This is a genomic window from Pantoea sp. CS_6, assembly GCF_041954745.1.
GTDB lineage: Bacteria > Pseudomonadota > Gammaproteobacteria > Enterobacterales > Enterobacteriaceae > Pantoea > Pantoea stewartii.
Genome location: NZ_JAVAYG010000022.1, coordinates 1 through 25,987, shown reverse-complemented (window position 1 = coordinate 25,987; position 25,987 = coordinate 1). Strand labels below are relative to the sequence as shown.

Genomic DNA, 25,987 nt, shown 5'->3' with positions numbered 1-25,987 from the left:
CAGAAGTTTTTCTCCGGCGGCTCAGTTGCCTGACCCTCTCAACACCGCATTCCGTAAGCCGTTGTGCCGTGTCGATGGAGGCGCATTATAGGGATCCGAATGAATTGCACAACCCTTTTTTTGGATCTTTTTACTGACTGCCGAGAAAACATTCATATTGATTAGATCACCAACGATCCGGCACAAAATCCCCTTGCCAGTTGGTCAGAATCGCATCAGGCTGCCAGTAAACTCAGTAAAAGGAGAACAAAATGACTGTAGCGTTACGCCCTTACAAACATCTTTTCCCAAAATTGGGTCTGCGCGTCATGGTTGATCCCACCAGCGTGGTAGCGGGTGACGTCATTATGGAAGATGATGTAGGTATCTGGCCTTTAGTCGCTATTCGTGGCGATGTGAACCAGGTGCATATTGGTGCCCGAACCAATATTCAGGATGGCAGCGTCCTGCATGTCACGCATAAATCAGAGGCCAACCCCGCCGGTTTTCCTCTGATAATTGGGGAAGACGTAACGGTTGGGCATAAAGCGATGCTACATGGCTGCACGATAGGCAATCGCGTACTGGTTGGAATGGGCTCAATCGTACTGGATGGCGTCATTGTTGAAGACGACGTTATGATTGGTGCCGGGAGCCTGGTTCCCCCCGGCAAACGACTGGAAAGTGGCTATCTGTATGTCGGAAGCCCGGTCAAACAAATCCGGCCGCTGAATGAAAAAGAAATTGAAGGTCTACTTTACTCTGCCAGCAACTATGTTAACTGGAAGAACGACTATCTGGCCGGAGACAGCCAGACCCATCCTTCATTATCGACCTGATCGTTTCGAATGCAATCTTCGGCCTGATCTTCCAAATCCCAGCGATGATGGCGAAACAGCGTCATCGCTTCTCCCTCACCGAACTGTTCATTAAGCGCCTCAACACTGATAGCGCAGGTTAAGCCCATCCCGTTTACCAGAACAGGGAAACAAACGGCCCTTAATTCTGTATTCAGGCTTTCCCGATCAGGAAACTGTATCGCCTGGTTCATGACTGCATCCCGGCTTTTAATGAGGCGATGACCGGTGCGATTTCGGGCATCACCCCGTGCCAAAGATGAAAGGCATGCGCGGCCTGACCCACCAGCATCCCCAGCCCGTCAGCAAGATGAGATGAACCGTGCTGCTGACACCAGCGCAGGAAAGGCGTTAAGCCACTCTGATAGAACATATCGTAGCAACGTAGCTCAGCATGAACTAATGAAGGCGGCAACGGCGGTACTTCTCCCTGAATACCACTTGATGTGGCATTAATGACAAGGTCGAAATGTCTATCCACAAGCGCGTCAAACGAGCACGCATTAATCGCTCCGCGATGGGCAAACTCTGCGGCCAGAGTCTGCGCATTCAACGCCGTTCGGTTCACGACCGTGATCGTTGCTCCCATTGAAAGCAGAGGGAGAATGACGCCCCGAGCGGCCCCACCTGCCCCCACCAGCAGAAGATGGCTGTCGGGCTTAATCATCCCAAGGCGCTGAAGATCGCTGAGCAGCCCAATACCATCCGTATTGTCGCCAAGAATTTGGCCATCATCACACAGCTTTAGCGTGTTCACAGCCCCTGACAGCGCAGCGCGCTCGGTCAACTGGTCGGCAAATGCCCACGCCTGCTGTTTAAAAGGCAGCGTAATGTTCGCACCCGCCCCGCCGTCGTGGAAAAAAGTGCGGAGAGTCTCAGGAAAAGCATCAACAGGCGCATCAATACGATCATACTGAAGAGAGATTCCAGTCTGTCGCGCAAACGCCTGATGAATGTGCGGCGATTTGCTGTGACTAATGGGATGACCGAAAACTGCAAAATTTGCCATATATTAACCCTGGCGTATCAAATTGCCGCTGATGACATCGCGAATCTCAGAAGGATTGAGCCTTCCTCCTGTCTTTCCATTAAATACGGGAAACGCGGTGCCAAACTGCAATTTGACCTCTTCGACTGAACGGCACGGTGGCTGACCGGAAAGATTAGCGCTGGTCGATACCAAAGGTTTTCCAAACGCCCGGCACAGCGCCTGAACATCCGGATGATCGCTAACGCGGATGGCCAGCGAATCAAATTGCCCGGTTAACCAGCGCGGGGTAACCGGAGAAGCAGGCACGACAAAGGTGACCGGGCCTGGCCAACAGGCAAACATACGTTCACGCTGCTCCGTGGTTAAGGCCTCATCTGATATGTAAGGTTTAAGCTGATCATAGTCGGCAGCTATCAGGATCAAGCCTTTCTCTACTGGCCGTTTTTTTAATGCCAGCAGTGCCATGACCGCAGATTCATTATCGGGATCACAGCCTAAGCCGAATACCGCTTCGGTGGGATAGGCAATCACAGCATGCTGGTTAAGATGGCTTACACAATCCTGCAATGAGCCGGCAACGGGTTGATTTAACATGGTTATGTCTTATGTCTCTTGAATAATAGCTTTGCCACAACTTTTACTGGCGCAGAAAAGCCGGGTGCCCTGCGCCGTCTTTTTCTCGACTAAAAGCGGAAATTCACAATGCGGACAGCGCCCCGCCACTGGCGTCAGGTTCACGGCAAACTGACAGGCTGGATAGCGTTCGCAGGCATGAAACGTTTTACCAAAACGCGAGCGGCGTTGTACCAGCTTACCCTGCTGGCACTGCGGACAGTCGATCGTGGTTTCATCCGGTTTATCGATGGTTTCGGTGTAATCACACGCGGGATAGTCGCTACAGCCAATAAACATGCCAAACCGGCCCTGGCGCAATACTTTTTCCGCCCCGCATTGTGGGCAAACGTGGCCTTCCAGAACTTTGACGACATGCCCATCAGCCTGGTTTCCCAAAGGCTTGATATAGTCACAGGCAGGGTAATTTGCACAGCCCAAAAATGGGCCATGCTTTCCTGAACGTATAACAAGTTCTGCCCCGCATGCGGGGCAGGGATCCTGTTTACGCACAGTAAAGAGTGCGGTTTTACTCATAACAGTCATGCATTAGTAAAAATTTAATGCAGCATACCTTCGTTGACGTCGAATAGCAGTTCTTCCATTTGCTGATACGCGTTTTCACATCCAGGGATGTTAAACAGCACCATCAGCACCACCCATTTAAGATCCTCAAGATCGAAATCCAGCGTATCAAGCGCCATGACACGTTCAATGACCATTTCTCGTGTTTCCAGACTCAGTACCTGGATTTGCTCCAGGAACAGCAGGAAACCGCGGCTTTCGGCATCTAAACGCTTGCTCTCTTCATCGGTATAGATGCGCATAGAGAGCGGATCATTTGCCAGCAAAATTGGTGCGACCAGTCCTTCCTGATAGTCCGCCAATTTCTCTAACCAGTTCAACGCATTATAAATATCTTCGCGGTGGAAACCGGCATCCGTCAAGTCATCTGTCAATCTGTCCTGATCAACACCCATTTCTGTTTCGTTGTGGATATAGGTCTCAAACAAGTACATGAGTACGTCGAACATGGCATGCCCTCCTCAATCGGACATAGCCGCCGGGTACAGCTGCGATCCATCCTGCTAACTCCAGTTCCAGCAATTGAGCTGTAATAACTGGCACAGGTTGGCCGGCACGTTCAGCGACAACGTCAACAGGTGTAACCTCATCACCTACGTTAGCCAACAGCTCGGCAAATGGCAATGGAGCATCGTCACTGGCATCAGAATAAATTTCATCTGACGGGTTAACAGGTAACCAGTTAAGCATAGCGCGTAAATCTTCGACAATGTTATTAGGATGTGCCACCAACATGGCACCTTGTTGGATCAGCCAGTTTGTCCCCTCACTGCCGCTGCTACCCAGCGCACCCGGTAAGGCATAAACATTGCGATTCTGCTCTAATGCATAACGGGCTGTGACTAATGAACCACTTTTTAATGACGCTTCAATGACGAGAACACCCTGACTTAACCCACTGATAATACGGTTTCTGCGCGGAAACTGATGCGCCAGTGGCGCGGCAGTAAGCGGAAACTCCGAGATCACGGCGCCTCCCTGCATAACAATCTCCTGCGCCAGCGCAGTGTGTTTTTTGGGATACAGATGGGCCAGTCCACTCCCCAGTACGGCCACGGTTTTACCCTGCACATTTAATGCGGCACGGTGTGCCACGCCATCAATCCCGATAGCCAGCCCACTGGTTATGGTCAAACCGCTCAATGCCAGTTGTTGGGTGAACCAGTCGCACCAGTAACGGCCTGAGGGCGAACACAGACGGCTGCCTACCACCGCCAGTTGAGGTGAAGATAATACGGTTGGATCACCGTTTACATATAAGAGCGGAGGGAAACAGGCCGTTTCAAGGAGTTGAGCGGGGTAATGCGCATCCAGCGCCGTAATCAGGTGATGCGTTGGACACTGTGTCAGCCAAGTGTTAACGGTTGCCAGCCAGTCCGTGGTTTTCTGATGGGCATAATGATGTTGCGCTGTCTCGAAGCCCTTTTGGCTTAATATCACATCAATATCCTGACCTGCGCACAGTTGCTGCGCCGCGTTCAGCCAGCGTCGGCCCGTCAGGCCGGGTATCGCGGCCAGCCGCAGTAATCGCGCCCTTTTTTCCATCGTCACGGCCTCCTGATAACCGTCGCATCCCTCCGCAGAATGCTGTCAATCAGGTACTAAAAAGTCTACAATATGAGGCAGTAATCTTTTCCTTTTAGAATATAGATCTGGATATTTATGTCAGTTTTACAGGTGTTACATTTTCCTGACGAGCGCCTGCGCAAGATCGCCGCGCCAGTCAAAGAAGTTAACGCAGAAGTTCAGCGTATCGTTGATGATATGTTCGAAACCATGTATTCCGAAGAAGGTATCGGCCTTGCCGCTACGCAGGTGGATATTCATCAGCGCATCATTGTGATTGATGTCTCTGAGAACCGGGACGAGCGACTGGTATTGATCAATCCCGAGCTTCTGGAAAAAAGTGGTGAAACAGGTATCGAAGAAGGTTGCCTGTCCATTCCTGAGCAACGCGCCTTTGTGCCTCGTGCAGAGCGGGTAAAAGTGCGGGCGTTAGATCGCGAAGGTAAGCCGTTTGAACTGGAAACCGGTGACCTGCTGGCTATCTGTATTCAGCATGAAATTGATCATCTGGATGGCAAACTGTTTATCGATTATCTGTCGCCTTTAAAGCGTCAGCGAATCAAGACAAAGTTAGAAAAACTGGCGCGGCAAAACGCCCAGGCCTCTTGAGATCTGAAAAAGGGATAAACGTGTCTGCCCCGCTTAATATAATCTTTGCTGGCACACCAGACTTCGCGGCGCGTCACCTTGACGCGTTGCTCGCATCTGAGCATAAGGTCGTTGGCGTTTTCACCCAACCAGACCGCCCAGCCGGGCGCGGCAATAAGTTGACCGCGAGCCCGGTAAAAGCGCTGGCTCTTGCCCACGACATTCCGGTTTTTCAGCCCAAATCGTTGCGCCCTGCGGAAAACCAACAGCTGGTTGCCGATTTGCAGGCCGATGTCATGGTCGTGGTGGCTTATGGCCTTATCCTGCCGAAAGCCGTGCTTGAGATGCCACGTCTGGGCTGCATCAACGTACATGGTTCGTTGCTGCCACGCTGGCGCGGCGCGGCGCCTATTCAGCGCGCGCTTTGGGCGGGTGATCAGGAAACCGGTGTCACCATCATGCAAATGGATGTCGGGCTGGATACCGGTGATATGCTGGTAAAACTGGCCTGCCCTATTACTGCTGAAGACACCAGTGCTTCGTTATACGACAAACTGGCCAGCCTCGGACCAGAAGGGCTACTGACAACCTTGTCGCAATTGCGTGAGGGCAACGCCCAGCCGGTGAAACAGGATGAAACCCTGGCAAATTATGCTGAGAAGCTCAGTAAAGAGGAAGCACGTCTTGACTGGCAGTTACCCGCGGAACAGCTTGAACGCTGCATTCGCGCCTTTAATCCCTGGCCGGTTAGCTTTTTTATGGTAAATGATCAGCCAGTAAAAGTATGGCAAGCCGGTGTTTTACCTCATGTCAATAAACGACCAAGCGAGATCGTTAAGGCTGACAAACAGGGCATTCACATTGCCACCGCCGACGGCGTACTCAATTTACTTCAGTTGCAACCCGCCGGTAAAAAACCTATGTCGGCACAGGATCTGCTCAACTCGCGCCGGGAATGGTTTGAACCCGGCTCTCTTCTGGACTGACATTCAGGCCCGGTAAATCCGGGCCTTTTGTTTGATGGCACTATCTTATGACTAAATCATCCAACCTTCGTAGCCTGTCTGCACAACTGATTGAACGTGTTGTCGATAAGGGCGAGTCACTCAATACTGTGCTGCCTGCCGCACAGAAAAAAGTCGCCGATAAAGACGCCGCTCTGGTGCAAGAGATCTGCTTTGGTGTGTTACGAACGTTACCGCAGCTGGAAGCGCTTATCGGGAAATTGATGGAGCGCCCTCTGACCGGCAAACAGCGTACGCTGCATTTTCTGATCATGGTGGGCCTGTACCAGTTGCTCTACACGCGCGTCCCGGCACATGCGGCATTAGCCGAGACCGTTGCTGGTGCTGAAGTGCTTAAACGTGCCAATCTGAAAGGATTGATCAACGGTGTGTTACGTCAGTTCCAGCGCCGTCAGGAGGAACTCCTTGCCAGCATCCAGGAAGGTCCACAGCGCCATCTTCATCCCGGATGGCTACTGAACCGACTGCAGCTTGCCTGGCCAGATCGCTGGCAACAGATTGTTGACGCGAATAACCAACGCCCACCGATGTGGCTGCGGGTTAACCGTCAGCACCATACCCGTGACAGTTGGCTTGCTCTGCTGACCGCCAGTGAAAGAGAGGCGATGGCTGCAGAGGATGTGCCGGAAGCATTACGCCTGGCCTCGCCAGCGCCGGTTCACCAGTTACCCGGTTTCGACCAGGGCTGGGTTACGGTGCAGGATCTCTCAGCACAGCGCTGTGCGCTTCTGCTTGCGCCTAAAAATGGCGAACATATTCTCGATCTGTGTGCAGCGCCAGGCGGCAAAACGACGCATATTTTAGAAATAGCCCCTGACGCGCAGGTCCTTGCTGTGGATGTGGACGCACAACGACTGAAGCGCGTAACCGAAAACCTGACACGGCTGGGAATGACCGCCGAGGTCAAACAAGGTGATGGCCGTACTCCGCAGCAATGGTGTGACCAACGGCAGTTTGATCGTATCCTGCTGGATGCGCCCTGCTCAGCCACAGGCGTGATTCGCCGCCATCCGGATATCAAATGGTTACGCCGCGATCGCGATATCAGCGAACTGGCCGCTTTGCAGCGTGACATTCTGGAGGCCACCTGGACGCTTCTTAAAGCGGGCGGTACGATGATCTACGCGACCTGCTCTGTCCTACCGGAAGAGAACCATGAGCAAATCAGCGGTTTCTTACAGCGACATGCGGATGCACAGGCTGTCTCCCTTTCAGGCGCGCCCAAAACGGGCTGGCAGGTGTTGCCTGACGCTGAAGGCGGAGACGGATTTTTCTACGCTAAGCTGATTAAAGACGCTAACGCATAATGAAAAGGCTTTGAAAAGCGATGAAAATCATCATTCTTGGTGCTGGCCAGGTTGGAGGCACACTGGCCGAAAATCTGGTTGGCGAAAACAACGATATAACAGTTGTTGATACAGATTCAGCACGTTTACGTCAGTTACAGGATAAATTTGATTTACGTGTTGTGCAGGGTCATGGTTCCCACCCACGGGTTCTCCGTGAGGCGGGCGCGGAAGACGCCGATATGCTGGTCGCCGTTACCAGCTCTGACGAAACCAACATGATAGCCTGTCAAATCGCGTATTCGCTCTTCAACACGCCAAATCGTATCGCCCGTATACGTGCGGCTGACTATCTGCGCGATGCAGATAAGCTTTTTATCCCCGAAGCAGTGCCTATCGACCATCTGATTTCGCCTGAGCAACTGGTTATCGACAATATTTACCGCCTGATTCAATATCCGGGCGCGTTGCAGGTAGTTAATTTTGCTGAAGGCAAAGTGAGCCTCGCAGTCGTGAAAGCCTATTACGGTGGCCCCCTGGTGGGCAATCCATTGTCGATCCTGCGCGATCACATGCCCCATATCGATACGCGCGTAGCAGCGATTTTTCGTCAGGACCGCCCTATCCGGCCACAGGGCTCCACCATTATCGAAGCCGGCGATGAAGTTTTCTTCATTGCCGCCAGCCAGCATATTCGTGCGGTAATGAGTGAAATGCAGCGCCTGGAAAAGCCTTATAAACGCATCATGTTAGTAGGCGGCGGCAACATTGGCTTTGGCCTGGCGCAAAAGCTCGAGAAAAACTACAGCGTGAAACTTATTGAGCGCAATCCCCAGCGCGCGGCCGAACTGGCTGAACAGTTGCACGACACGGTGGTCTTTTACGGTGATGCCTCCGATCAGGAACTACTGGCGGAAGAGCATATTGAGCAGGTGGATTTGTTTATCGCCGTCACCAACGATGACGAAGCCAATATCATGTCTGCCATGCTGGCCAAAAAAATGGGCGCCAAGAAAGTTATGGTGCTGATTCAACGCCGTGCTTATGTCGATCTGGTCCAGGGCAGCGTCATTGATATCGCCATTTCACCCCAGCAGGCGACCATCTCGGCCTTACTGGGACATGTGCGCAAAGCCGATATTGTGGGTGTCTCGTCATTACGTCGAGGCATTGCTGAAGCCATCGAAGCCATCGCGCATGGCGACGAAACCACATCGCGCGTGGTGGGACGGTCAGTTGATGATATCAAGCTGCCACCAGGCACACTGATTGGTGCTGTGGTGCGCGGCGACGATGTGATGATAGCGAATGACAATCTGCGTATTGAACAGGGCGATCACGTTGTGATGTTTTTAACCGATAAAAAGTTTGTGCCGGACGTCGAGCGCCTGTTCCAGCCCAGTCCGTTTTTCCTATAACACATAAAAAGCCAGCACTGACATGTCAGTTGCTTATTGTACGTGGTTAATGGCAAATATTGTGAGCTTTGTTAAACTTTATGGCATTGGCTAAGGCAAGGAGAGAAGTATGAGTTTATTCAAAGAGTTTCGTGATTTTGCGATGCGCGGCAACGTGGTTGATCTGGCCGTCGGTGTGATTATCGGTGCGGCATTCGGTAAGATTGTTTCATCACTGGTCGCGAACATCATTATGCCACCGCTGGGCTTGCTGATTGGCGGCGTTGATTTCAAATCGTTTAGCTGGGTGCTTAAACCTGCCGTCGGCAACACACCGGCTGTGGTTATGGAATATGGTATTTTCCTGCAAACCGTATTTGATTTCATCATTGTTGCTTTTGCTATCTTTATGGCGATTAAGCTGATGAACAAACTGTATAAGAAGAAAGAAGTGGAAAAACCGGCACCTAAGCCTACAAATGAAGAACTGCTTCTGACAGAAATCCGCGATTTACTCAAACAACAGAATACGAAAATCTAAAATAAAAAGCCGCTCTGAAGCGGCTTTTTTGTGTCTGTAAAGCAGAAGGCCAGTGATAAACGGCTTGCTTATCACTGGCCTCCCAGCCTTTCCCATGTTTTTCTTTACGCCTGTAACTGCCTTTGCCTTTTTGTTTCTCTTCAACACGTTGCCTGAACAGCGGGTCGTGTAACAATGCCTGTAAGGCGTTATCCTGTATTTGTCCTTTCGTATGACGGTATCTGGACATAACTTCTCCGGTTGAGTAATGGAATAATGCGGTGAAAAGATGAAGCAAACTCATTATATGCGCACAACAGCGACAAAAAAATACACCTTAATCGGGCACGAGTTTGGTCTCAATCGCGCGGCCATATTCCCCCTCAAGAAAATCAGTGCGCATACCGGCCTGGCTCAGCCTTATCTTCAGTTGCCGTAAACGTTGTGTCTGGATCAGCGCCTCTGGATCGTCAGGATCTAAATGCTGTAAAAGATCGCTGACCTGAAGTGCTTCGCGGCGCAGCTCAAGTTCGGGTGGAAGAAAGCCTGCATTTTTTAACAGTCGGTATCCTGCACGCAGTTCAGGTGGAACCTGACTGTCGTCTTCGAGATTCAGCGGTGCGCCTTCGCCCGGCAGATCACTCAGCTCACCTTTCTCCTGCGCGGCTTTAATATGCTGTTCTGCAAGCTGATCAATTAACCACATTGTTCACCTCCTTCATAACACCACAAGCGTAGCAGACGCAGAATGACAGGCAATAAAAAACCCGCCGAAGCGGGTTTTTCACGTTGCAACAGATTACTCTGCTGCAGCTTCTGCTTGAGCTTCTGGACGATCAACCAGCTCGATGTATGCCATCGGAGCGTTGTCACCAGCGCGGAAGCCACACTTCAGAATGCGAGTGTAACCACCTGCACGGCTCGCGAAACGCGGGCCTAACTCATTAAACAGTTTTGCCACGATCTCGTTATCACGAGTACGGGCGAATGCCAGACGACGATTAGCTACGTTGTCGGTCTTGGCAAGAGTAATCAGCGGCTCAACTACGCGGCGCAACTCTTTGGCTTTCGGCAGAGTCGTCTTGATGATCTCGTGACGAACCAGAGAGCCAGCCATGTTGCGGAACATAGCCTGACGATGGCTGCTGTTGCGGTTCAGTTGACGACCACTCTTACGATGGCGCATGACCTTATCCTTCTCAGTGAAACCTTAACCTGTGATCGGGTTATTCATCAGCAATGCTTGCCGGTGGCCAGTTTTCCAGGCGCATGCCCAGAGACAGACCACGTGAGGCCAGCACATCTTTAATCTCGGTAAGAGATTTTTTACCAAGGTTAGGCGTTTTAAGCAGCTCAACCTCAGTACGCTGTACCAGATCACCGATGTAGTGGATAGCTTCTGCCTTAAGGCAGTTAGCAGAGCGGACAGTCAATTCCAGATCGTCAACAGGGCGCAGCAGGATCGGATCGAATTCTGGTTTCTCTTCTTTCACTTCCGGCTGACGTACATCACGTAAGTCAACGAAAGCTTCCAGTTGTTCTGCCAGGATGGTCGCCGCACGACGAATCGCCTCTTCAGGATCGATTGTACCGTTGGTTTCCATTTCGATGACCAGCTTGTCCAGGTCGGTGCGCTGCTCTACACGCGCTGCTTCAACATTGTAGGCGATACGGTCTACAGGGCTGTAGCAAGCGTCGACCAGCAGACGGCCGATTGGGCGCTCATCTTCTTCCGAATGAATTCGGGCAGAAGCCGGCACATAACCACGACCACGCTGAACTTTGATACGCATGCTAATAGATGCGTTGTCATCGGTCAGATGGCAGATCACATGCTGCGGCTTGACGATTTCGACATCACCATCATGGGTAATGTCGGCTGCAGTCACAGGGCCAATGCCAGATTTATTCAAGGTAAGAATAACTTCATCTTTGCCCTGAACTCTTACCGCCAAACCTTTAAGGTTGAGCAGGATTTCCAGGATATCTTCCTGTACACCCTCTTTGGTGCTGTACTCATGCAGTACACCATCAATTTCAACCTCGGTCACCGCGCAACCCGGCATTGATGAAAGCAGAATACGGCGCAGCGCGTTACCAAGAGTATGGCCAAAGCCACGCTCTAAAGGCTCAAGGGTCACCTTGGCGTGCGTCGAACTCACTTGCTCGATATCTACCAGGCGCGGTTTTAGAAACTCTGTCACAGAACCCTGCATTGTGTCCTCTCTTTGGTACTAAGCTTTACTTAGAGTAAAGCTCGACGATCAGGTGTTCGTTAATGTCCGCAGACAGATCAGTACGTTCAGGAATACGTTTGAACACACCTTCCATCTTAGCTGCATCAACTTCCAGCCAGGTTGGCTTTTCACGCTGCTCAGCCAGCTCCAGAGCGGCCTTCACGCGAGATTGCTTTTTGGCTTTCTCACGGATGCTAACGACATCATTCGGAGATACCTGATAAGAAGCGATGTTAACAACGCGACCATTTACCAGAACAGACTTATGGCTGACCAGCTGACGTGCTTCCGCACGCGTGGCACCAAAGCCCATACGATAAACGACGTTGTCCAGACGGCCTTCCAGCAGAGCCAACAGGTTTGCACCGGTGTTGCCTTTCAGACGTGCTGCTTCTTTGTAATAGTTACGGAACTGACGCTCAAGCACACCGTAGATGCGACGAACTTTTTGCTTTTCACGTAACTGACCGCCGTAGTCAGACAGACGTGGCTTGCGCGCACCGTGCTGACCAGGGGCTTGTTCAATCTTACACTTGGAATCAATCGCGCGAACGCCAGACTTAAGGAATAAGTCAGTGCCCTCACGACGGCTCAGCTTGAGCTTAGGACCCAAATATCTTGCCATTTTCTTTCTCCAACTAACCTAAAAAACGGACGTTATACGCGACGTTTTTTCGGCGGACGACAACCGTTGTGAGGGATCGGAGTCACATCAGTAATGTTCGTGATGCGGAAACCAGCGGCGTTCAAAGCACGAATCGTTGATTCGCGGCCTGGACCCGGACCCTTAACCATAACTTCCAGGTTCTTAATACCGTAATCTTTTACAGCTTCTGCACAGCGCTCTGCAGCGACCTGAGCAGCAAACGGCGTAGATTTACGTGAACCGCGGAAACCGGAACCACCGGCGGTTGCCCAACCCAGTGCGTTACCCTGACGATCAGTAATGGTAACGATGGTGTTGTTAAAAGACGCATGGACATGAGCCACGCCATCTGAGACTTGTTTTCTTACACGCTTACGTGCACGAACTGGTGCCTTTGCCATTATTTACTCACCCCGATTATTTCTTGATCGGTTTACGCGGACCCTTACGGGTACGTGCGTTGGTCTTGGTGCGCTGACCGCGAACCGGAAGACCACGACGATGGCGCAAACCACGGTAGCAACCAAGGTCCATCAGACGCTTGATGCTCAGGGTGATTTCACGGCGCAGATCACCTTCAACAACGAATTTAGCAACTGCATCACGCAGCTGATCAATTTGTTCTTCAGACAGCTCACTGATCTTAACATTTTCAGCAATACCCGTTGAAGCGCAAATGGCTTTAGAACGAGTTTTACCAATACCGAAGATCGAAGTTAATGCGATAACGGTATGTTTCTGATCAGGAATGTTAATGCCTGCTATACGGGCCACTATGCACTCCTACTATTTAATATGTACGCACCATGCTGAAAAGCCCGTTTTCAGGATACTCAAATGGAAACGTACAGACATACAAAAGATTGGCTGGCTAATCTAGCCAGCTCAACCCGACTTTGCAAGAAAAATATGTGAAAATCAGCCTTGGCGCTGTTTGTGCTTTGGCTCGGCGCTGCAGATCACACGAACGACACCGTCGCGACGAATGATTTTGCAGTTACGACATAATTTCTTGACGGAAGCACGAACTTTCATTTTTACTCTCCGTAACTTCTCAACCACCTGAATTAACGGCCATAGCCCTTCAGGTTAGCTTTCTTCAATGCAGACTCGTACTGACTTGACATCATCAGAGTTTGCACTTGAGCCATAAAGTCCATGATGACGACCACTACGATAAGCAGCGATGTACCGCCAAAGTAGAAAGGAACTTTCATCGCATCACGCATGAACTCCGGGATAAGGCAAATAAAGGTAATGTAGAGGGCACCGATTAAGGTTAACCGTGTCATTACTTTATCGATATATCTCGCCGTTTGCTCTCCCGGACGAATTCCCGGTACGAATGCACCAGACTTCTTCAGGTTATCTGCTGTTTCACGCGGGTTGAAAACCAACGCCGTGTAGAAGAAACAGAAGAAGATGATAGCAGTCGCATAGAGTAGCACATAAAGCGGCTGTCCTGGCTGCAAATACATCGAAATTGTTGTCAGCCAGTTCCAACCGGTACCGCCCCCGAACCACGATGCAATCGTTGCCGGGAACAGAATAATGCTGGAAGCGAAGATTGCCGGGATAACCCCTGCCATATTCACTTTCAACGGTAAATGTGTGCTCTGTGCAGCGTAAACGCGACGACCTTGTTGACGTTTGGCATAGTTCACCACAATGCGGCGTTGACCACGCTCAACGAAAATAACAAAGAAGGTCACTGCAAATACGAGAACTGCAACCAACAGCAACAGAAGGAAGTGCAGGTCACCTTGCCGCGCTTGCTCGATGGTATGGCCAATGGCCGGCGGAAGTCCCGCAACAATACCCGCGAAGATAATGATCGAGATACCGTTACCGATACCACGTTCAGTAATCTGTTCGCCCAGCCACATCAGGAACATTGTCCCGGTAACCAGACTTACAACAGCGGTAAAATAGAATGCAAAGCCTGGATTCATTACCAGGCCTTGCATACCAGGCATATTCGGCAAACCGGTAGCAATACCGATCGACTGGAATATGGCCAATACCAACGTACCGTAACGGGTGTACTGGCTAATCTTACGACGGCCAGCCTCCCCTTCTTTCTTGATTTCTGCTAAGGCAGGATGAACCACCGTTAACAGCTGGATAATAATAGATGCCGAAATATACGGCATGATACCCAGAGCAAAAATAGAAGCACGGCTGAGAGCACCACCAGAGAACATGTTAAACATTTCAATGATGGTGCCACGCTGTTGCTCAAGCAGTTTGGCAAGTACAGTGGCATCAATACCAGGGATTGGAATGAAAGAGCCAATGCGGAAGACAATCAGTGCACCGATAACAAACAGCAGTCTGCGTTTCAGTTCACCAAAGCCACCTTTGGCACTTTGAAAATCTAATCCCGGTTGTTTAGCCATCTGCTACTTATTCCTCGATTTTACCGCCAGCAGCTTCGATTGCAGCACGAGCACCTTTGGTGACACGCAGGCCGCGAACCGTTACCGGTGCAGAAACTTCACCAGACAGAATGACTTTAACGAACTCAATCTGGACACCGACAATGTTGGCTGCTTTCAGCGCGTTCAGGTCGACGATACCGCCTTCAACTTTCGCCAGATCAGACAGACGAATCTCTGTGGTGATCATTGCTTTGCGAGAGGTGAAACCGAACTTCGGCAGACGACGGTACAGAGGCATCTGACCACCTTCGAAACCGCGACGTACGCCACCGCCAGAACGTGAGTTCTGACCTTTGTGACCACGACCACCGGTTTTTCCGAGGCCAGAACCGATACCACGACCCAGACGCTTGGTAGCGTGCTTAGACCCTTCGGCCGGAGACAGAGTATTTAAACGCATCTCTTACTCCTCCACTTTAACCATGTAGGAAACCGCGTTGACCATGCCGCGTACAGCTGGCGTGTCTTCACGCTCTACGGTATGACCAATACGACGCAGACCCAGGCCAACCAGAGTGGCTTTATGCTTAGGCAAGCGGCCGATTGAACTACGGGTTTGAGTGATTTTAATAGTCTTTGCCATCGTGATTACCCCAGAATTTCTTCAACGGATTTACCACGCTTAGCAGCGACCATTTCCGGAGACTTCATATTGCCCAGGCCGTCGATAGTTGCACGAACCACGTTAATCGGGTTAGTAGAACCATAGGCTTTTGCCAGAACGTTATGTACTCCAGCGACTTCCAGAACGGCGCGCATTGCACCACCGGCGATGATACCGGTACCTTCTGAAGCCGGCTGCATGAACACACGGGACCCAGTGTGCGCACCTTTAACAGGGTGCTGCAGGGTGCCGTTGATCAGCGCGACATTAACCATGTTGCGACGGGCTTTCTCCATCGCTTTCTGGATCGCTGCTGGAACTTCACGCGCTTTACCGTAACCAAAACCAACGCGGCCGTTACCATCACCCACTACAGTCAGTGCGGTGAAGGAGAAAATACGACCACCTTTTACAGTTTTAGATACACGGTTTACCGCGATCAGTTTTTCCTGCAGTTCGCCAGCTTGTTTCTCGATGTGTGCCATCTTAGACCTCTACCTTAGAACTGAAGGCCAGCTTCACGGGCAGCATCTGCCAGTGCCTGGACGCGACCATGATATTGGAAACCGGAACGGTCGAAAGAAACACCAGTGATGCCTTTTTCGATTGCGCGTTCTGCAATAGCTTTACCTACAGCAGCTGCGGCTTCTTTATTACCGGTATACTTCAGTTGTTCAGTGATAGCTTTTTCTACAGTAGAAGCAGCAACCAGAACTTCGGAACCGTTCGGGGCGATTACCTGTGCGTAAATGTGACGCGGGGTACGATGTACCACCAGGCGAGTAGCACCCAGCTCTTTGAGCTTGCGACGTGCACGGGTCGCACGACGGATACGAGCAGATTTCTTATCCATAGTGTTACCTTACTTCTTCTTAGCCTCTTTGGTACGCACGACTTCGTCGGCGTAACGGACACCCTTACCTTTATAAGGCTCAGGACGACGGTAGGCGCGCAAGTCAGCTGCAACCTGGCCGATCACCTGCTTATCAGCGCCTTTCAGCACGATTTCAGTCTGAGTCGGACACTCTGCAGTGATACCCGCGGGCAGCTGGTGATCAACTGGATGAGAAAAGCCCAGAGACAGGTTAACTACGTTGCCTTTAACGGCAGCACGATAACCAACACCAACCAGCTGCAGCTTCTTAGTGAAGCCTTCGGTAACACCGATAACCATTGCGTTCAGCAGCGCGCGAGAAGTACCCGCCTGCGCCCAGCCGTCAACATAACCTTCGCGCGGAGCGAAAGTCAGAGTGTTGTCAGCATGCTTAACTTCAACAGCATCATTGATAGTACGAGTCAGCTCGCCGTTTTTACCTTTAATCGAAATTACCTGACCGTTGAGTTTTACCTCTACGCCGGCAGGAACAACGACAGGTGCTTTAGCAACACGAGACATAGTATCCTCCGATTACGCTACGTAGCAGATAATTTCGCCACCAAGACCAGCCTGGCGCGCTGCACGATCAGTCATAACACCTTTCGATGTAGAAATGACAGCGATACCCATACCAGCCATTACCTTTGGCAGCTCATCTTTTTTCTTATAGATGCGCAGGCCGGGACGGCTTACTCGCTGAATGCTTTCTACAACCGCTTTACCCTGGAAATACTTAAGAGTCAGTTCCAGTTCCAGCTTGGTGTCGCCTTCGATTTTAAAATCTTCAATAAAGCCTTCTTCCTTCAGCACGTTGGCAATTGCCAATTTCAGCTTGGAGGAGGGCATGGTGACCGCAACTTTGTTCGCGGCCTGACCGTTACGGATACGGGTCAGCATATCCGCGATCGGATCTTGCATGCTCATCTGTGTTACTCCCGTGATTCAATTGGTGACAATTACCAGCTAGCCTTTTTCAGACCCGGGATTTCACCGCGCATTGCGGCTTCACGGACCTTGATACGGCTCAACCCAAACTTCCGCAGGAAACCGTGCGGACGACCTGTTTGACGGCAGCGGTTACGCTGACGTGAAGGGCTGGAATCACGCGGCAGACTCTGCAGCTTGAGAACGGCATCCCAACGGTCTTCGTCGGAAGCGTTCACATCAGAAATGATCGCTTTCAGTTCAGCGCGTTTTGCGAAGAATTTGTCTGCTAATTTCACACGCTTAACTTCGCGTGCTTTCATAGATTGCTTAGCCATTAAGTAACCCTACCTTACTTACGGAACGGGAAGTCAAAGGCAGCCAGCAGAGCACGGCCTTCATCATCAGATTTCGCAGTAGTGGTAATGGTAATATCCAAACCACGAACGCGATCGACTTTGTCGTAGTCGATTTCTGGGAAGATGATCTGCTCACGTACACCCATGCTGTAGTTGCCACGACCATCGAATGACTTAGCGGACAGGCCACGGAAGTCACGGATACGCGGTACAGCAATGGTGATCAGACGCTCAAAGAACTCCCACATGCGTTCGCCACGCAGAGTTACTTTACAGCCGATCGGATAGCCCTGACGGATTTTGAAGCCTGCAACTGATTTGCGTGCTTTGGTGATCAACGGTTTTTGACCGGAGATTGCTGCCAGGTCAGCTGCTGCGTTATCCAGCAGTTTCTTGTCAGCGATCGCTTCACCAACACCCATGTTCAGGGTGATCTTCTCGACCCGAGGGACTTGCATGACAGAATTGTAGCCGAACTCAGACATGAGTTTCTGGACTACCTCGTCTTTGTAGTAATCATGCAGTTTCGCCATCGTACTACTCCAAATTACTTGATAGTTTCGCTATTAGATTTGAAGAAACGGACTTTTTTACCGTCTTCGAATCTAAAGCCTACACGGTCAGCCTTACCGGTTGCCGCATTGAAGAGAGCAACGTTAGAAACCTGAATTGCAGCTTCTTTTTCAACGATGCCGCCTGGTTGGTTCAGAGCCGGAACAGGCTTCTGATGTTTCTTAACCAGGTTGATACCTTCAACGATGACCTTGCCAGAAGACAGGACGTTCTTAACTTTACCGCGCTTACCTTTATCTTTACCGGTTAACACGATAACTTCGTCGTTACGACGGATTTTAGCTGCCATTGTTCGCTCCTTAGAGTACTTCTGGTGCCAGAGAGATAATTTTCATGAACTTTTCAGTACGAAGTTCACGAGTTACCGGCCCAAAAATACGCGTACCGATAGGCTGCTCGCTGTTATTGTTTAAAATAACGCATGCATTACCATCGAAGCGAATGACAGAACCGTCCGGGCGACGAACACCCTTCCTGGTGCGCACCACTACCGCCTTCAGGACATCACCTTTTTTAACTTTACCACGTGGAATTGCTTCCTTGATGGTAACTTTAATGATGTCGCCGACGCCTGCGTAGCGACGGTGCGAGCCACCCAGAACCTTGATACACATTACGCGACGTGCACCGGAGTTGTCGGCGACGTTCAGCATAGTCTGTTCTTGGATCATTTCAGTGCTCCGCTAATGTCAACTACTACTTCGGGACCTAGACCTCAGGTCGATTGAAAGCCCCATAATTGAGGGCGCGGCATTATAACACCGGTTCTCGCAGATGGGTAGAAAAAATGAACGGCTCTTTCGAGCCGTTCATTAGATTTTTAAAGAGGGCAAATTCTATTACAGAATTGCTTTCTCTACAACGCGAACCAGTGTCCAGGACTTAGTCTTAGACAGTGGACGGCATTCGCGGATTTCTACCACGTCGCCGATTCCACATTCGTTGTTCTCGTCATGGATGTGCAGCTTAGTCGTACGCTTAATGAATTTTCCATAGATTGGATGCTTCACGAAACGCTCGATAGCAACAACAGCAGATTTCTGCATTTTGTCACTAACAACACGACCCTGCAGAGTACGGATTTTATCGGTCATTACGAACCCGCCTTCTCAGTCAGTAAAGTCTTAACGCGTGCAACATCACGGCGAACCTGCTTCAGCAGATGAGACTGCTGCAGTTGGCCAGATGCTGCCTGCATGCGCAGGTTAAATTGCTCACGCAGCAGATTAAGCAGCTCAGTGTTCAGCTCTTCAACGCTTTTTTCACGCAGCTCTGTTGCTTTCATTACATCACCGTCTTAGTTACAAAGGTGGTTTTGATAGGCAGTTTTGCTGCTGCCAGCTTGAATGCTTCACGGGCCAGCTCTTCTGGTACGCCGTCCATTTCATACAGGACTTTACCAGGCTGGATCAGGGCAACCCAATACTCAACGTTACCCTTACCTTTACCCATACGCACTTCCAGCGGCTTCTCGGTGATCGGTTTGTCCGGGAATACACGGATCCAGATCTTACCTTGACGCTTAACTGCACGGGTCATAGCACGACGTGCTGCTTCGATCTGACGGGCAGTCAGACGACCACGGCCAACAGCTTTCAGACCGAAAGTCCCGAAGCTAACATCCGTACCCTGCGCCAGACCGCGGTTGCGGCCTTTGTGCACTTTACGGAATTTCGTACGCTTTGGTTGTAACATAGCGACTCTCCTTACTTACGGCCTTTACGCTGCTGCTTTTTAGGTTGAGCAGCCGGTTCCGGTTGTTCAACAGCAGCCATACCACCCAGGATCTCGCCTTTGAAGATCCATACCTTAACGCCGATTACACCATAAGTGGTGTGCGCTTCAGAGGTGTTGTAGTCAATGTCAGCACGCAGAGTGTGCAACGGCACGCGACCTTCACGGTACCATTCGGTACGTGCGATCTCGGCGCCGCCCAGACGGCCGCTAACTTCAACTTTGATACCCTTCGCGCCCAGACGCATGGCGTTCTGAACCGCACGCTTCATAGCACGACGGAACATCACACGACGCTCCAGCTGTGAAGTGATGCTGTCAGCAACCAGTTTTGCGTCCAGTTCCGGTTTACGGACTTCGGCGATATTGATCTGTGCAGGAACGCCAGCGATTTTCGCGACGACCGTGCGCAGTTTTTCTACGTCTTCACCTTTCTTACCGATCACGATGCCAGGACGAGCGGTGTGAATGGTCACACGGATGCTCTTAGCTGGACGCTCGATAACGATACGAGATACAGACGCCTTAGCCAGTTCCTTAGTCAGGTACTGACGTACTTTAAAGTCGCTGTCCAGGTTGTCAGCGAATTCTTTGGTGTTCGCAAACCAGGTAGAGTTCCATGGTTTTACAATACCCAGGCGAATACCATTAGGATGTACTTTCTGACCCATTGCTAGTCTCCAGAGTCTCAGCGATCGGACACAACCACAGTAATGTGGCTGGTGCGCTTCAGGATGCGATCTGCACGACCTTTTGCACGCGGCATAATGCGCTTCATGCTTGGGCCTTCGTCGACGAAAATTTTCGCGACTTTCAGATCGTCGATATCAGCGCCATCGTTGTGTTCAGCGTTAGCAATGGCAGATTCCAGAACTTTCTTGACCAGTACAGCCGCTTTCTTGTTGGTGTAGGTCAAAATGTCCAGTGCCTGCGACACTTTCTTACCGCGGATCAGGTCAGCAACAAGGCGAACCTTCTGAGCAGAAGAACGAGCGTGGCGATGTTGAGCTAAAGTTTCCATCTCTTCCTCCTACTTATTTCTTCTTGGCTTTTTTATCAGCCGCGTGACCGCGATAAGTACGTGTCGGCGCGAATTCACCCAGTTTGTGACCAACCATTTCGTCGGAAACAAAGACAGGAACGTGCTGACGACCATTATGGACAGCGATGGTCAAACCGATCATGTTAGGAAAGATCGTTGAACGACGGGACCAAGTGCGCAAAGGCTTCTTGTCACCGCTTTCCACCGCTTTCTCTACCTTCTTCAGCAAGTGCAGGTCAATAAAAGGACCTTTCTTGAGAGAACGTGGCATGGCTTATCCTCTAATATTATTTGCTACGGCGACGTACGATAAATTTATCGGTACGCTTGTTGCTACGGGTCTTCTTACCTTTGGTCTGAACGCCCCACGGAGTTACCGGGTGCTTACCAAAGTTACGACCTTCACCACCACCGTGCGGGTGATCTACTGGGTTCATCGCGGTACCACGAACGGTCGGACGAACACCACGCCAACGGGTTGCACCAGCTTTACCCAGAACGCGCAGCATATGCTCAGCGTTACCGACTTCGCCCAGTGTAGCGCGGCAGTCAGCTTCGACTTTACGCATTTCACCTGAACGCAGACGCAGGGTAACGTAGGAACCTTCACGCGCAACGATCTGCACGTAAGCACCGGCTGAGCGAGCAATCTGACCGCCTTTGCCTGGTTTCATTTCTACGTTGTGAACGGTAGAACCCACCGGGATGTTACGCATCGGCAGTGTGTTACCTGCTTTGATCGCAGCATCAACGCCAGACTGAATCTGGTCGCCGGCTTTCAGGCCTTTAGGGGCCAGGATGTAACGGCGTTCGCCGTCTTTGTACAGAACCAGTGCGATGTTCGCAGAGCGGTTCGGATCGTACTCAAGACGTTCAACGGTTGCCGGGATACCATCTTTGTTGCGTTTGAAGTCAACCAGACGGTAAGCCTGCTTATGACCACCACCGATGTGACGGGTAGTGATGCGACCGTTGTTGTTGCGGCCACCGGATTTGCTGTTTTTTTCCAGCAATGGAGCAAACGGCTTGCCCTTGTGCAACTCTGGGTTCACCACTTTAACGACGTGGCGACGACCCGGAGATGTCGGTTTACATTTAACAACTGCCATTGTCTTTCTCCTCCGACTTACTCAGCGCCGCCGACGAAGTCCAGATTCTGGCCTTCCTTCAGGGTGACGTAAGCTTTTTTCCAGTCGCTACGACGACCGATACGCTGTCCGTGACGCTTAACCTTACCTTTAACTACCAGGGTGTTAACGTCTTTAACTTCTACTTCGAACAGTTTCTCAACAGCAGCAACGATCTCTGCTTTAGTCGCGTCTTTAGCTACTTTGAGTACGATGGTGTTGGTTTTTTCCATCGCGCTAGATGCCTTTTCAGATACGTGCGGCGCGCGCAGTACTTTCAGCAGACGTTCTTCACGGATCATGCCAGCATCTCCTCAACTTGCTTAACTGCATCAGCAGTCATAACGACTTTGTCGAAGGCGATCAGGCTAACTGGGTCGATACCCGCTGCATCACGCACGTCAACCTTGTACAGGTTACGCGCAGCCAGGAACAGATTCTCATCCAGTTCGCCGGTGATGATCAGCACGTCTTCCAGCGCCATGTCTTTCAGCTTCTGTGCCAGCAACTTGGTTTTCGGTGCTTCAACAGAGAACTGCTCGACAACGATCAGACGATCTTGACGTACCAGTTCGGACAGGATGCTTTTCAGCGCGCCGCGGTACATCTTTTTGTTAACTTTTTGACTGTGGTCTTGTGGCTTAGCAGCAAAGGTCACGCCACCTGAACGCCAGATCGGGCTCTTTACAGAACCTGAACGCGCACGGCCGGTGCCTTTCTGACGCCAAGGCTTTTTGCCTGAACCGGTTACTTCAGCGCGAGTTTTCTGCGCGCGAGTACCCTGGCGGGCGCCTGATGCGTAAGCAACAACAACCTGGTGAACCAGCGCTTCGTTGAAATCACGACCGAAGGTAGTTTCGGAAACAGTCAGCGCGCTCTGCGCGTCTTTCAATACTAATTCCATTGCTATCCCCTTACGCCTTCACAGCTGGTTTAACGATCAGGTCGCTACCGGTAGCACCGGGAACTGCACCTTTAACCAGCAGCAGGTTGCGCTCAGCGTCAACACGTACTACGTCCAGGCTCTGAACAGTTACGCGCTCATTACCCAGCTGACCTGCCATTTTCTTGCCTTTGAACACTTTGCCCGGAGTCTGGTTCTGACCGATAGAACCCGGAACGCGGTGAGACAAGGAGTTACCGTGGGTTGCGTCCTGGGTACGGAAGTTCCAGCGCTTAACGGTACCTGCGAAACCTTTACCTTTAGAGGTGCCAGTTACGTCTACTTTTTTAACGTCAGCGAAAATTTCAACGCTGATGCTCTGACCTACAGAATACTCATCACCTTCAGCGGTGCGGAATTCCCACAGGCCACGGCCAGCTTCTACGCCAGCTTTAGCAAAATGACCAGCTTCAGGTTTGGTCACACGGTTTGCTTTTTTAGCACCGGTGGTAACCTGAATTGCCTGGTAACCATCGTTCTCCAGGCCTTTGACCTGAGTAACGCGGTTCGCTTCAACTTCGATTACGGTTACTGGGATAGATACGCCATCTTCAGTGAAGATGCGGGTCATACCCACTTTTTTACCGACTAAACCAATCATTGTTTCAACCTCTCAATCGCTCGATGACCTGATTAACCCAGGCTGATCTGCACGTCAACACCGGCAGCCAGGTCCAGACGCATCAGAGCATCAACGGTTTTTTCAGTTGGCTCAACGATGTCTACCAGACGCTTGTGAGTGCGAATTTCGTACTGGTCACGCGCATCTTTGTTAACGTGCGGAGAGATCAGAACGGTAAAGCGCTCTTTGCGGGTCGGCAGCGGGATCGGACCACGTACCTGCGCACCAGTGCGCTTGGCAGTCTCGACGATTTCCGCGGTTGATTGATCGATCAGACGATGATCAAACGCTTTAAGACGGATACGGATTCTTTGGTTCGACATGAGACCAAGGCTCCAAACATTTTATAGACGAAAAAAATTACTACTCGAACCCATTACGATTGATGGGAGAGTGTAATCGTTCAGCATATAACTCCACAGTTGGGAGTATTGTCAGACGGCCCAACAAACTGCCGTCTGCGATTCAGCTCGAATCGCGCCTGCCAATATCGGCAGGCCCGCGCATTATACGTAGATTTGCTCAGGAAGCAACCCACGATGCACATTTGCCATAGAAAACTGTGTTTAACGCTTTTGTGCACGTCTGCACAGAAGCCCTGCAGGACGGATGTCTTCGCCCCTTTTTTTCTGGGCGCGGTTTTCCATTCTCTTTTTCTTATCCGCGACGCAGAGGACGCGTTCAGACAGACTCAGTCATCACATCAGGTTAACCGGAGGTCATCGTGTTGCTCATCATCGTTGCTGTCTCCCTGTCAGGCGGCGCGCTTGGCAGCTTTCTCGCCCTGGCCTGTCAACGTTTTCATACGTCCGCTTCACCACGTCGCTGGCTGCAGTCATTGTGGACGCCGCCTTCCCACTGTAGTTACTGTCGCCGCACGATCCTGTGGCACGACAGCGTTCCGCTGATAAGCTGGCTGTGGTTGCGGGGGCACTGTCGGTTTTGTTCGCATCCGGTCGGTTTGCTGCCCGTGCTGTTTGAGCTGACAGGCGCCCTGCTCTGCCTGTTGCTGGCTTACCTGTTTCACGACAATCTCATTCATGCGCTGTTTCCGCTTCTGGCTTCCTGTTTGCTCCTCGTCCTTGCGGCCATCGACCAGCGCCACTTCCTGCTGCCAGATGTTCTCACCCACGCGCTCCTGTGGCTGGGTCTTTCACGTTTCATGTTCTTTCAGCCACTCACGGTCAGTTCGGCCATCGGTGGCGTCATATTTGGCTATGGTTCACTTTGGTTGCTTGCCGGAATTTTTCAACAGGTTACACGGCGGAAGGGATTAGGTTGTGGGGATATTAAACTGTTTGCCGCACTGGGCGCATGGTGTGGTTGGCAGGCCCTGCCCTTCATTGCCCTGACCGCCTGTACGACAGCCTTGATCGCTTTCGGCGCGCTGCGGATAAGGAACCGGGCGTGGTACCTGAACAGCCCGCTTCCCTTTGGCCCTTTCCTGGCCGTCGCGGGCTGGGGAGTTATCATTAGTCAAAGCCTTACTCTTTTTTGATTTGCGCCTGCAGGTAATTCTGAATGCCCATCTTACTAATGAGATCAAGCTCGGTTTCAATCCAGTCGATATGGTGCTCCTCATCTTCGAGGATGGCGATCATCATATCGCGGCTTACGTAATCATGAACTTTATCCGCATAGGCGATGGCTTCTCGCAGGTCTTTTGCGCCTTCGAGTTCAAGATTGAGATCGGACTGCAACATCTCCCCGACATCTTCTCCAATCCTGAGTCGTCCCAGATCCTGTAGATTAGGAATGCCTTCAAGAAACAGAATACGTTCGATGTATTTATCCGCATGCTTCATTTCATCTATGGACTCATGGTACTCAACGTCGTTAAGACGCATCAGTCCCCAGTTTTTGAACATCCGTGCATGTAAGAAGTACTGGTTTATTGCAACCAGTTCATTCCCCAACAATTTATTGAGATGACTTATGATTTTCGCATCGCCCTTCATTTCGCTTCCTCCGCTCATGTTTATTTGAGCGTAGATGCGGTTAAAAAGAAGTCAAAAAAACGCGATGAAAATTGTGGGTATTATCAAGTCGATGGTGTGTGTGCGTTTACGCGATTTCTGTATATTGCGGAGCGTGCTGCATCTCTTCATCCATAATCGCGCGGGCATCCCGAATACATTTTCCACATTGCTTTCCCACGGGCACGATTTGGCGCAACTGCTGGATAGATTTGGGCTGATAACGGCGCACGACTTCACGGAGCGTTTTGTCACTGATGGCATTACACAGACAGACGTACATTTATTCATCACCCGGTCTATTTCGTGCGCACAGTGTAAATGCGAATCGTTTTTATTTCAAACCTACCTTTTATGAGGAGAAAGCCTGCGTGATTAAATGACAGGCATAAAAAAAGAGCACCGAAGTGCTCTTTTTATTTTGCAGTAGCCACTCATGTGGCCACATCAGAGATCACAATTAAGCGATAACTTTA

The 25,987-nt window shown here is 51.0% G+C and carries 45 protein-coding genes; 7 read left to right on the top strand and 38 right to left on the bottom strand.

Annotation, left to right across the window (positions count from 1 at the left end):
• Positions 1–251 precede the first annotated feature (251 nt).
• Positions 252–818, top strand: coding sequence for a gamma carbonic anhydrase family protein (locus tag RAC90_RS20705; RefSeq protein ID WP_006120665.1), 567 nt, complete (start codon positions 252–254; stop codon positions 816–818).
• Here RAC90_RS20705 and RAC90_RS20700 read toward each other — a convergent pair.
• From RAC90_RS20700 to dprA, 6 genes are read right to left on the bottom strand one after another with little or no spacing between them, the layout of a single operon-like run.
• Entirely contained in the window at positions 773–1,030 is a 258-nt protein-coding gene (locus RAC90_RS20700; protein WP_006120664.1) for a DUF1488 domain-containing protein, read from the bottom strand. The two genes, RAC90_RS20705 and RAC90_RS20700, sit on opposite strands and share 46 nt — an antisense overlap.
• A complete protein-coding gene (gene aroE / locus RAC90_RS20695) occupies positions 1,027–1,845 on the bottom strand; it encodes a shikimate dehydrogenase (RefSeq protein ID WP_033741503.1) in 819 nt (272 codons plus the stop codon). Before aroE ends, RAC90_RS20700 begins: the two co-directional genes overlap by 4 nt.
• A gap of 3 nt (positions 1,846–1,848) precedes the next feature.
• Positions 1,849–2,421 carry an L-threonylcarbamoyladenylate synthase type 1 TsaC gene (gene tsaC / locus RAC90_RS20690; protein WP_375124745.1) on the bottom strand — a complete coding sequence of 191 codons (573 nt, stop codon included), beginning with the start codon at positions 2,419–2,421 and terminating at the stop codon, positions 1,849–1,851.
• A 9-nt stretch (positions 2,422–2,430) separates the two neighbouring features.
• Entirely contained in the window at positions 2,431–2,976 is a 546-nt protein-coding gene (locus RAC90_RS20685) for a topoisomerase DNA-binding C4 zinc finger domain-containing protein (protein ID WP_375124744.1), read from the bottom strand.
• Positions 2,977–2,999: 23 nt separating this feature from the next.
• A complete protein-coding gene (gene smg / locus RAC90_RS20680; RefSeq protein ID WP_006120660.1) occupies positions 3,000–3,473 on the bottom strand; it encodes a DUF494 family protein Smg in 474 nt (157 codons plus the stop codon).
• Positions 3,445–4,569, bottom strand: coding sequence for a DNA-protecting protein DprA (gene dprA / locus RAC90_RS20675; protein ID WP_375124743.1), 1,125 nt, complete (start codon positions 4,567–4,569; stop codon positions 3,445–3,447). The genes smg and dprA overlap by 29 nt, the downstream gene beginning before the upstream one ends.
• A 117-nt stretch (positions 4,570–4,686) precedes the next feature.
• Here dprA and def point away from each other — a divergent pair, with 117 nt between their 5' ends.
• The 5 genes from def (at position 4,687) to mscL (ending at position 9,427) form a co-directional block, all read left to right on the top strand.
• Complete coding sequence (def, locus tag RAC90_RS20670; RefSeq protein WP_006120608.1) at positions 4,687–5,199, top strand: peptide deformylase; 513 nt, start codon at positions 4,687–4,689, stop codon at positions 5,197–5,199.
• 20 nt (positions 5,200–5,219) lie between these two features.
• Positions 5,220–6,164 (top strand): methionyl-tRNA formyltransferase, encoded by a 945-nt coding sequence (gene fmt, locus RAC90_RS20665; RefSeq protein ID WP_375124742.1) that lies wholly within the window; start codon positions 5,220–5,222, stop codon positions 6,162–6,164.
• Between the two features lie 47 nt (positions 6,165–6,211).
• The gene (rsmB, locus tag RAC90_RS20660) at positions 6,212–7,510 is read left to right on the top strand and encodes a 16S rRNA (cytosine(967)-C(5))-methyltransferase RsmB (protein WP_375124741.1); all 1,299 of its coding nucleotides are present in this window, start codon (positions 6,212–6,214) and stop codon (positions 7,508–7,510) included.
• 20 nt (positions 7,511–7,530) lie between these two features.
• Positions 7,531–8,907: a Trk system potassium transporter TrkA gene (gene trkA / locus RAC90_RS20655; RefSeq protein ID WP_033741512.1), complete on the top strand. Its 1,377-nt coding sequence runs from the start codon at positions 7,531–7,533 to the stop codon at positions 8,905–8,907.
• 109 nt (positions 8,908–9,016) lie between these two features.
• Positions 9,017–9,427 carry a large-conductance mechanosensitive channel protein MscL gene (mscL, locus tag RAC90_RS20650; RefSeq protein ID WP_006120604.1) on the top strand — a complete coding sequence of 137 codons (411 nt, stop codon included), beginning with the start codon at positions 9,017–9,019 and terminating at the stop codon, positions 9,425–9,427.
• Here mscL and RAC90_RS20645 read toward each other — a convergent pair.
• The 30 genes from RAC90_RS20645 to rpsJ form a co-directional block, all read right to left on the bottom strand.
• On the bottom strand, positions 9,402–9,656 hold the full coding sequence (locus tag RAC90_RS20645) for an alternative ribosome-rescue factor A (RefSeq protein WP_039343751.1): 255 nt from the start codon (positions 9,654–9,656) through the stop codon (positions 9,402–9,404). The two genes, mscL and RAC90_RS20645, sit on opposite strands and share 26 nt — an antisense overlap.
• An 87-nt stretch (positions 9,657–9,743) precedes the next feature.
• The gene (locus RAC90_RS20640) at positions 9,744–10,112 is read right to left on the bottom strand and encodes a DUF1992 domain-containing protein (RefSeq protein WP_375124740.1); all 369 of its coding nucleotides are present in this window, start codon (positions 10,110–10,112) and stop codon (positions 9,744–9,746) included.
• A 93-nt stretch (positions 10,113–10,205) separates the two neighbouring features.
• A complete protein-coding gene (gene rplQ, locus RAC90_RS20635; RefSeq protein ID WP_009087575.1) occupies positions 10,206–10,592 on the bottom strand; it encodes a 50S ribosomal protein L17 in 387 nt (128 codons plus the stop codon).
• Between the two features lie 40 nt (positions 10,593–10,632).
• Positions 10,633–11,622: a DNA-directed RNA polymerase subunit alpha gene (locus tag RAC90_RS20630; protein WP_033741519.1), complete on the bottom strand. Its 990-nt coding sequence runs from the start codon at positions 11,620–11,622 to the stop codon at positions 10,633–10,635.
• Positions 11,623–11,647: 25 nt separating this feature from the next.
• Positions 11,648–12,268, bottom strand: coding sequence for a 30S ribosomal protein S4 (gene rpsD / locus RAC90_RS20625; RefSeq protein ID WP_006120599.1), 621 nt, complete (start codon positions 12,266–12,268; stop codon positions 11,648–11,650).
• A 32-nt stretch (positions 12,269–12,300) separates the two neighbouring features.
• On the bottom strand, positions 12,301–12,690 hold the full coding sequence (gene rpsK / locus RAC90_RS20620; protein ID WP_004160563.1) for a 30S ribosomal protein S11: 390 nt from the start codon (positions 12,688–12,690) through the stop codon (positions 12,301–12,303).
• 16 nt (positions 12,691–12,706) lie between these two features.
• Entirely contained in the window at positions 12,707–13,063 is a 357-nt protein-coding gene (rpsM, locus tag RAC90_RS20615) for a 30S ribosomal protein S13 (protein WP_003850176.1), read from the bottom strand.
• A gap of 144 nt (positions 13,064–13,207) precedes the next feature.
• On the bottom strand, positions 13,208–13,324 hold the full coding sequence (gene rpmJ / locus RAC90_RS20610) for a 50S ribosomal protein L36 (RefSeq protein ID WP_004160566.1): 117 nt from the start codon (positions 13,322–13,324) through the stop codon (positions 13,208–13,210).
• A gap of 32 nt (positions 13,325–13,356) precedes the next feature.
• A complete protein-coding gene (gene secY, locus RAC90_RS20605; RefSeq protein WP_006120598.1) occupies positions 13,357–14,688 on the bottom strand; it encodes a preprotein translocase subunit SecY in 1,332 nt (443 codons plus the stop codon).
• A gap of 7 nt (positions 14,689–14,695) precedes the next feature.
• Positions 14,696–15,130: a 50S ribosomal protein L15 gene (gene rplO / locus RAC90_RS20600; RefSeq protein WP_009087579.1), complete on the bottom strand. Its 435-nt coding sequence runs from the start codon at positions 15,128–15,130 to the stop codon at positions 14,696–14,698.
• 3 nt (positions 15,131–15,133) lie between these two features.
• Positions 15,134–15,313 carry a 50S ribosomal protein L30 gene (rpmD, locus tag RAC90_RS20595; RefSeq protein ID WP_003850166.1) on the bottom strand — a complete coding sequence of 60 codons (180 nt, stop codon included), beginning with the start codon at positions 15,311–15,313 and terminating at the stop codon, positions 15,134–15,136.
• Between the two features lie 5 nt (positions 15,314–15,318).
• Positions 15,319–15,819, bottom strand: a complete 501-nt coding sequence (gene rpsE, locus RAC90_RS20590; protein WP_006120595.1) for a 30S ribosomal protein S5 — start codon at positions 15,817–15,819, stop codon at positions 15,319–15,321.
• A 14-nt stretch (positions 15,820–15,833) separates the two neighbouring features.
• A complete protein-coding gene (gene rplR / locus RAC90_RS20585) occupies positions 15,834–16,187 on the bottom strand; it encodes a 50S ribosomal protein L18 (protein WP_003850163.1) in 354 nt (117 codons plus the stop codon).
• Between the two features lie 9 nt (positions 16,188–16,196).
• Positions 16,197–16,730 carry a 50S ribosomal protein L6 gene (gene rplF / locus RAC90_RS20580; RefSeq protein WP_033741521.1) on the bottom strand — a complete coding sequence of 178 codons (534 nt, stop codon included), beginning with the start codon at positions 16,728–16,730 and terminating at the stop codon, positions 16,197–16,199.
• Positions 16,731–16,742: 12 nt separating this feature from the next.
• Positions 16,743–17,135, bottom strand: a complete 393-nt coding sequence (rpsH, locus tag RAC90_RS20575) for a 30S ribosomal protein S8 (RefSeq protein WP_006120593.1) — start codon at positions 17,133–17,135, stop codon at positions 16,743–16,745.
• A gap of 32 nt (positions 17,136–17,167) precedes the next feature.
• On the bottom strand, positions 17,168–17,473 hold the full coding sequence (gene rpsN / locus RAC90_RS20570) for a 30S ribosomal protein S14 (protein ID WP_006120592.1): 306 nt from the start codon (positions 17,471–17,473) through the stop codon (positions 17,168–17,170).
• A gap of 14 nt (positions 17,474–17,487) precedes the next feature.
• The gene (rplE, locus tag RAC90_RS20565; protein WP_006120591.1) at positions 17,488–18,027 is read right to left on the bottom strand and encodes a 50S ribosomal protein L5; all 540 of its coding nucleotides are present in this window, start codon (positions 18,025–18,027) and stop codon (positions 17,488–17,490) included.
• A 14-nt stretch (positions 18,028–18,041) separates the two neighbouring features.
• A complete protein-coding gene (gene rplX, locus RAC90_RS20560; protein WP_003850150.1) occupies positions 18,042–18,356 on the bottom strand; it encodes a 50S ribosomal protein L24 in 315 nt (104 codons plus the stop codon).
• 10 nt (positions 18,357–18,366) lie between these two features.
• The gene (gene rplN, locus RAC90_RS20555) at positions 18,367–18,738 is read right to left on the bottom strand and encodes a 50S ribosomal protein L14 (RefSeq protein ID WP_006120590.1); all 372 of its coding nucleotides are present in this window, start codon (positions 18,736–18,738) and stop codon (positions 18,367–18,369) included.
• Between the two features lie 168 nt (positions 18,739–18,906).
• Positions 18,907–19,161 carry a 30S ribosomal protein S17 gene (gene rpsQ, locus RAC90_RS20550; RefSeq protein ID WP_006120589.1) on the bottom strand — a complete coding sequence of 85 codons (255 nt, stop codon included), beginning with the start codon at positions 19,159–19,161 and terminating at the stop codon, positions 18,907–18,909.
• Complete coding sequence (rpmC, locus tag RAC90_RS20545) at positions 19,161–19,352, bottom strand: 50S ribosomal protein L29 (protein WP_006120588.1); 192 nt, start codon at positions 19,350–19,352, stop codon at positions 19,161–19,163. The genes rpsQ and rpmC overlap by 1 nt, the downstream gene beginning before the upstream one ends.
• The gene (gene rplP / locus RAC90_RS20540) at positions 19,352–19,762 is read right to left on the bottom strand and encodes a 50S ribosomal protein L16 (RefSeq protein ID WP_002438716.1); all 411 of its coding nucleotides are present in this window, start codon (positions 19,760–19,762) and stop codon (positions 19,352–19,354) included. The genes rpmC and rplP overlap by 1 nt, the downstream gene beginning before the upstream one ends.
• An 11-nt stretch (positions 19,763–19,773) precedes the next feature.
• Positions 19,774–20,472, bottom strand: coding sequence for a 30S ribosomal protein S3 (gene rpsC / locus RAC90_RS20535; protein ID WP_006120587.1), 699 nt, complete (start codon positions 20,470–20,472; stop codon positions 19,774–19,776).
• A gap of 17 nt (positions 20,473–20,489) precedes the next feature.
• Positions 20,490–20,822, bottom strand: coding sequence for a 50S ribosomal protein L22 (gene rplV / locus RAC90_RS20530; protein WP_002919773.1), 333 nt, complete (start codon positions 20,820–20,822; stop codon positions 20,490–20,492).
• Between the two features lie 13 nt (positions 20,823–20,835).
• A complete protein-coding gene (gene rpsS / locus RAC90_RS20525; protein WP_001138115.1) occupies positions 20,836–21,114 on the bottom strand; it encodes a 30S ribosomal protein S19 in 279 nt (92 codons plus the stop codon).
• A gap of 16 nt (positions 21,115–21,130) precedes the next feature.
• A complete protein-coding gene (gene rplB, locus RAC90_RS20520; RefSeq protein WP_006120586.1) occupies positions 21,131–21,952 on the bottom strand; it encodes a 50S ribosomal protein L2 in 822 nt (273 codons plus the stop codon).
• A 17-nt stretch (positions 21,953–21,969) separates the two neighbouring features.
• Positions 21,970–22,272 carry a 50S ribosomal protein L23 gene (rplW, locus tag RAC90_RS20515; RefSeq protein ID WP_006120585.1) on the bottom strand — a complete coding sequence of 101 codons (303 nt, stop codon included), beginning with the start codon at positions 22,270–22,272 and terminating at the stop codon, positions 21,970–21,972.
• Positions 22,269–22,874 (bottom strand): 50S ribosomal protein L4, encoded by a 606-nt coding sequence (gene rplD / locus RAC90_RS20510; protein ID WP_006120584.1) that lies wholly within the window; start codon positions 22,872–22,874, stop codon positions 22,269–22,271. The genes rplW and rplD overlap by 4 nt, the downstream gene beginning before the upstream one ends.
• Positions 22,875–22,884: 10 nt before the next feature.
• On the bottom strand, positions 22,885–23,514 hold the full coding sequence (rplC, locus tag RAC90_RS20505) for a 50S ribosomal protein L3 (RefSeq protein ID WP_006120583.1): 630 nt from the start codon (positions 23,512–23,514) through the stop codon (positions 22,885–22,887).
• A gap of 32 nt (positions 23,515–23,546) precedes the next feature.
• Positions 23,547–23,858: a 30S ribosomal protein S10 gene (gene rpsJ / locus RAC90_RS20500; RefSeq protein WP_006120582.1), complete on the bottom strand. Its 312-nt coding sequence runs from the start codon at positions 23,856–23,858 to the stop codon at positions 23,547–23,549.
• A 401-nt stretch (positions 23,859–24,259) separates the two neighbouring features.
• Here rpsJ and RAC90_RS20495 point away from each other — a divergent pair, with 401 nt between their 5' ends.
• The gene (locus RAC90_RS20495; protein ID WP_375124739.1) at positions 24,260–25,033 is read left to right on the top strand and encodes a prepilin peptidase; all 774 of its coding nucleotides are present in this window, start codon (positions 24,260–24,262) and stop codon (positions 25,031–25,033) included.
• Here RAC90_RS20495 and bfr read toward each other — a convergent pair.
• Together bfr and bfd are read right to left on the bottom strand one after the other, a co-directional pair.
• Positions 25,020–25,493 carry a bacterioferritin gene (gene bfr / locus RAC90_RS20490; protein ID WP_375124738.1) on the bottom strand — a complete coding sequence of 158 codons (474 nt, stop codon included), beginning with the start codon at positions 25,491–25,493 and terminating at the stop codon, positions 25,020–25,022. The genes RAC90_RS20495 and bfr overlap by 14 nt on opposite strands.
• 106 nt (positions 25,494–25,599) lie before the next feature.
• Positions 25,600–25,794: a bacterioferritin-associated ferredoxin gene (gene bfd, locus RAC90_RS20485; RefSeq protein WP_375124737.1), complete on the bottom strand. Its 195-nt coding sequence runs from the start codon at positions 25,792–25,794 to the stop codon at positions 25,600–25,602.
• Between the last annotated feature and the right edge of the window lie 193 nt (positions 25,795–25,987).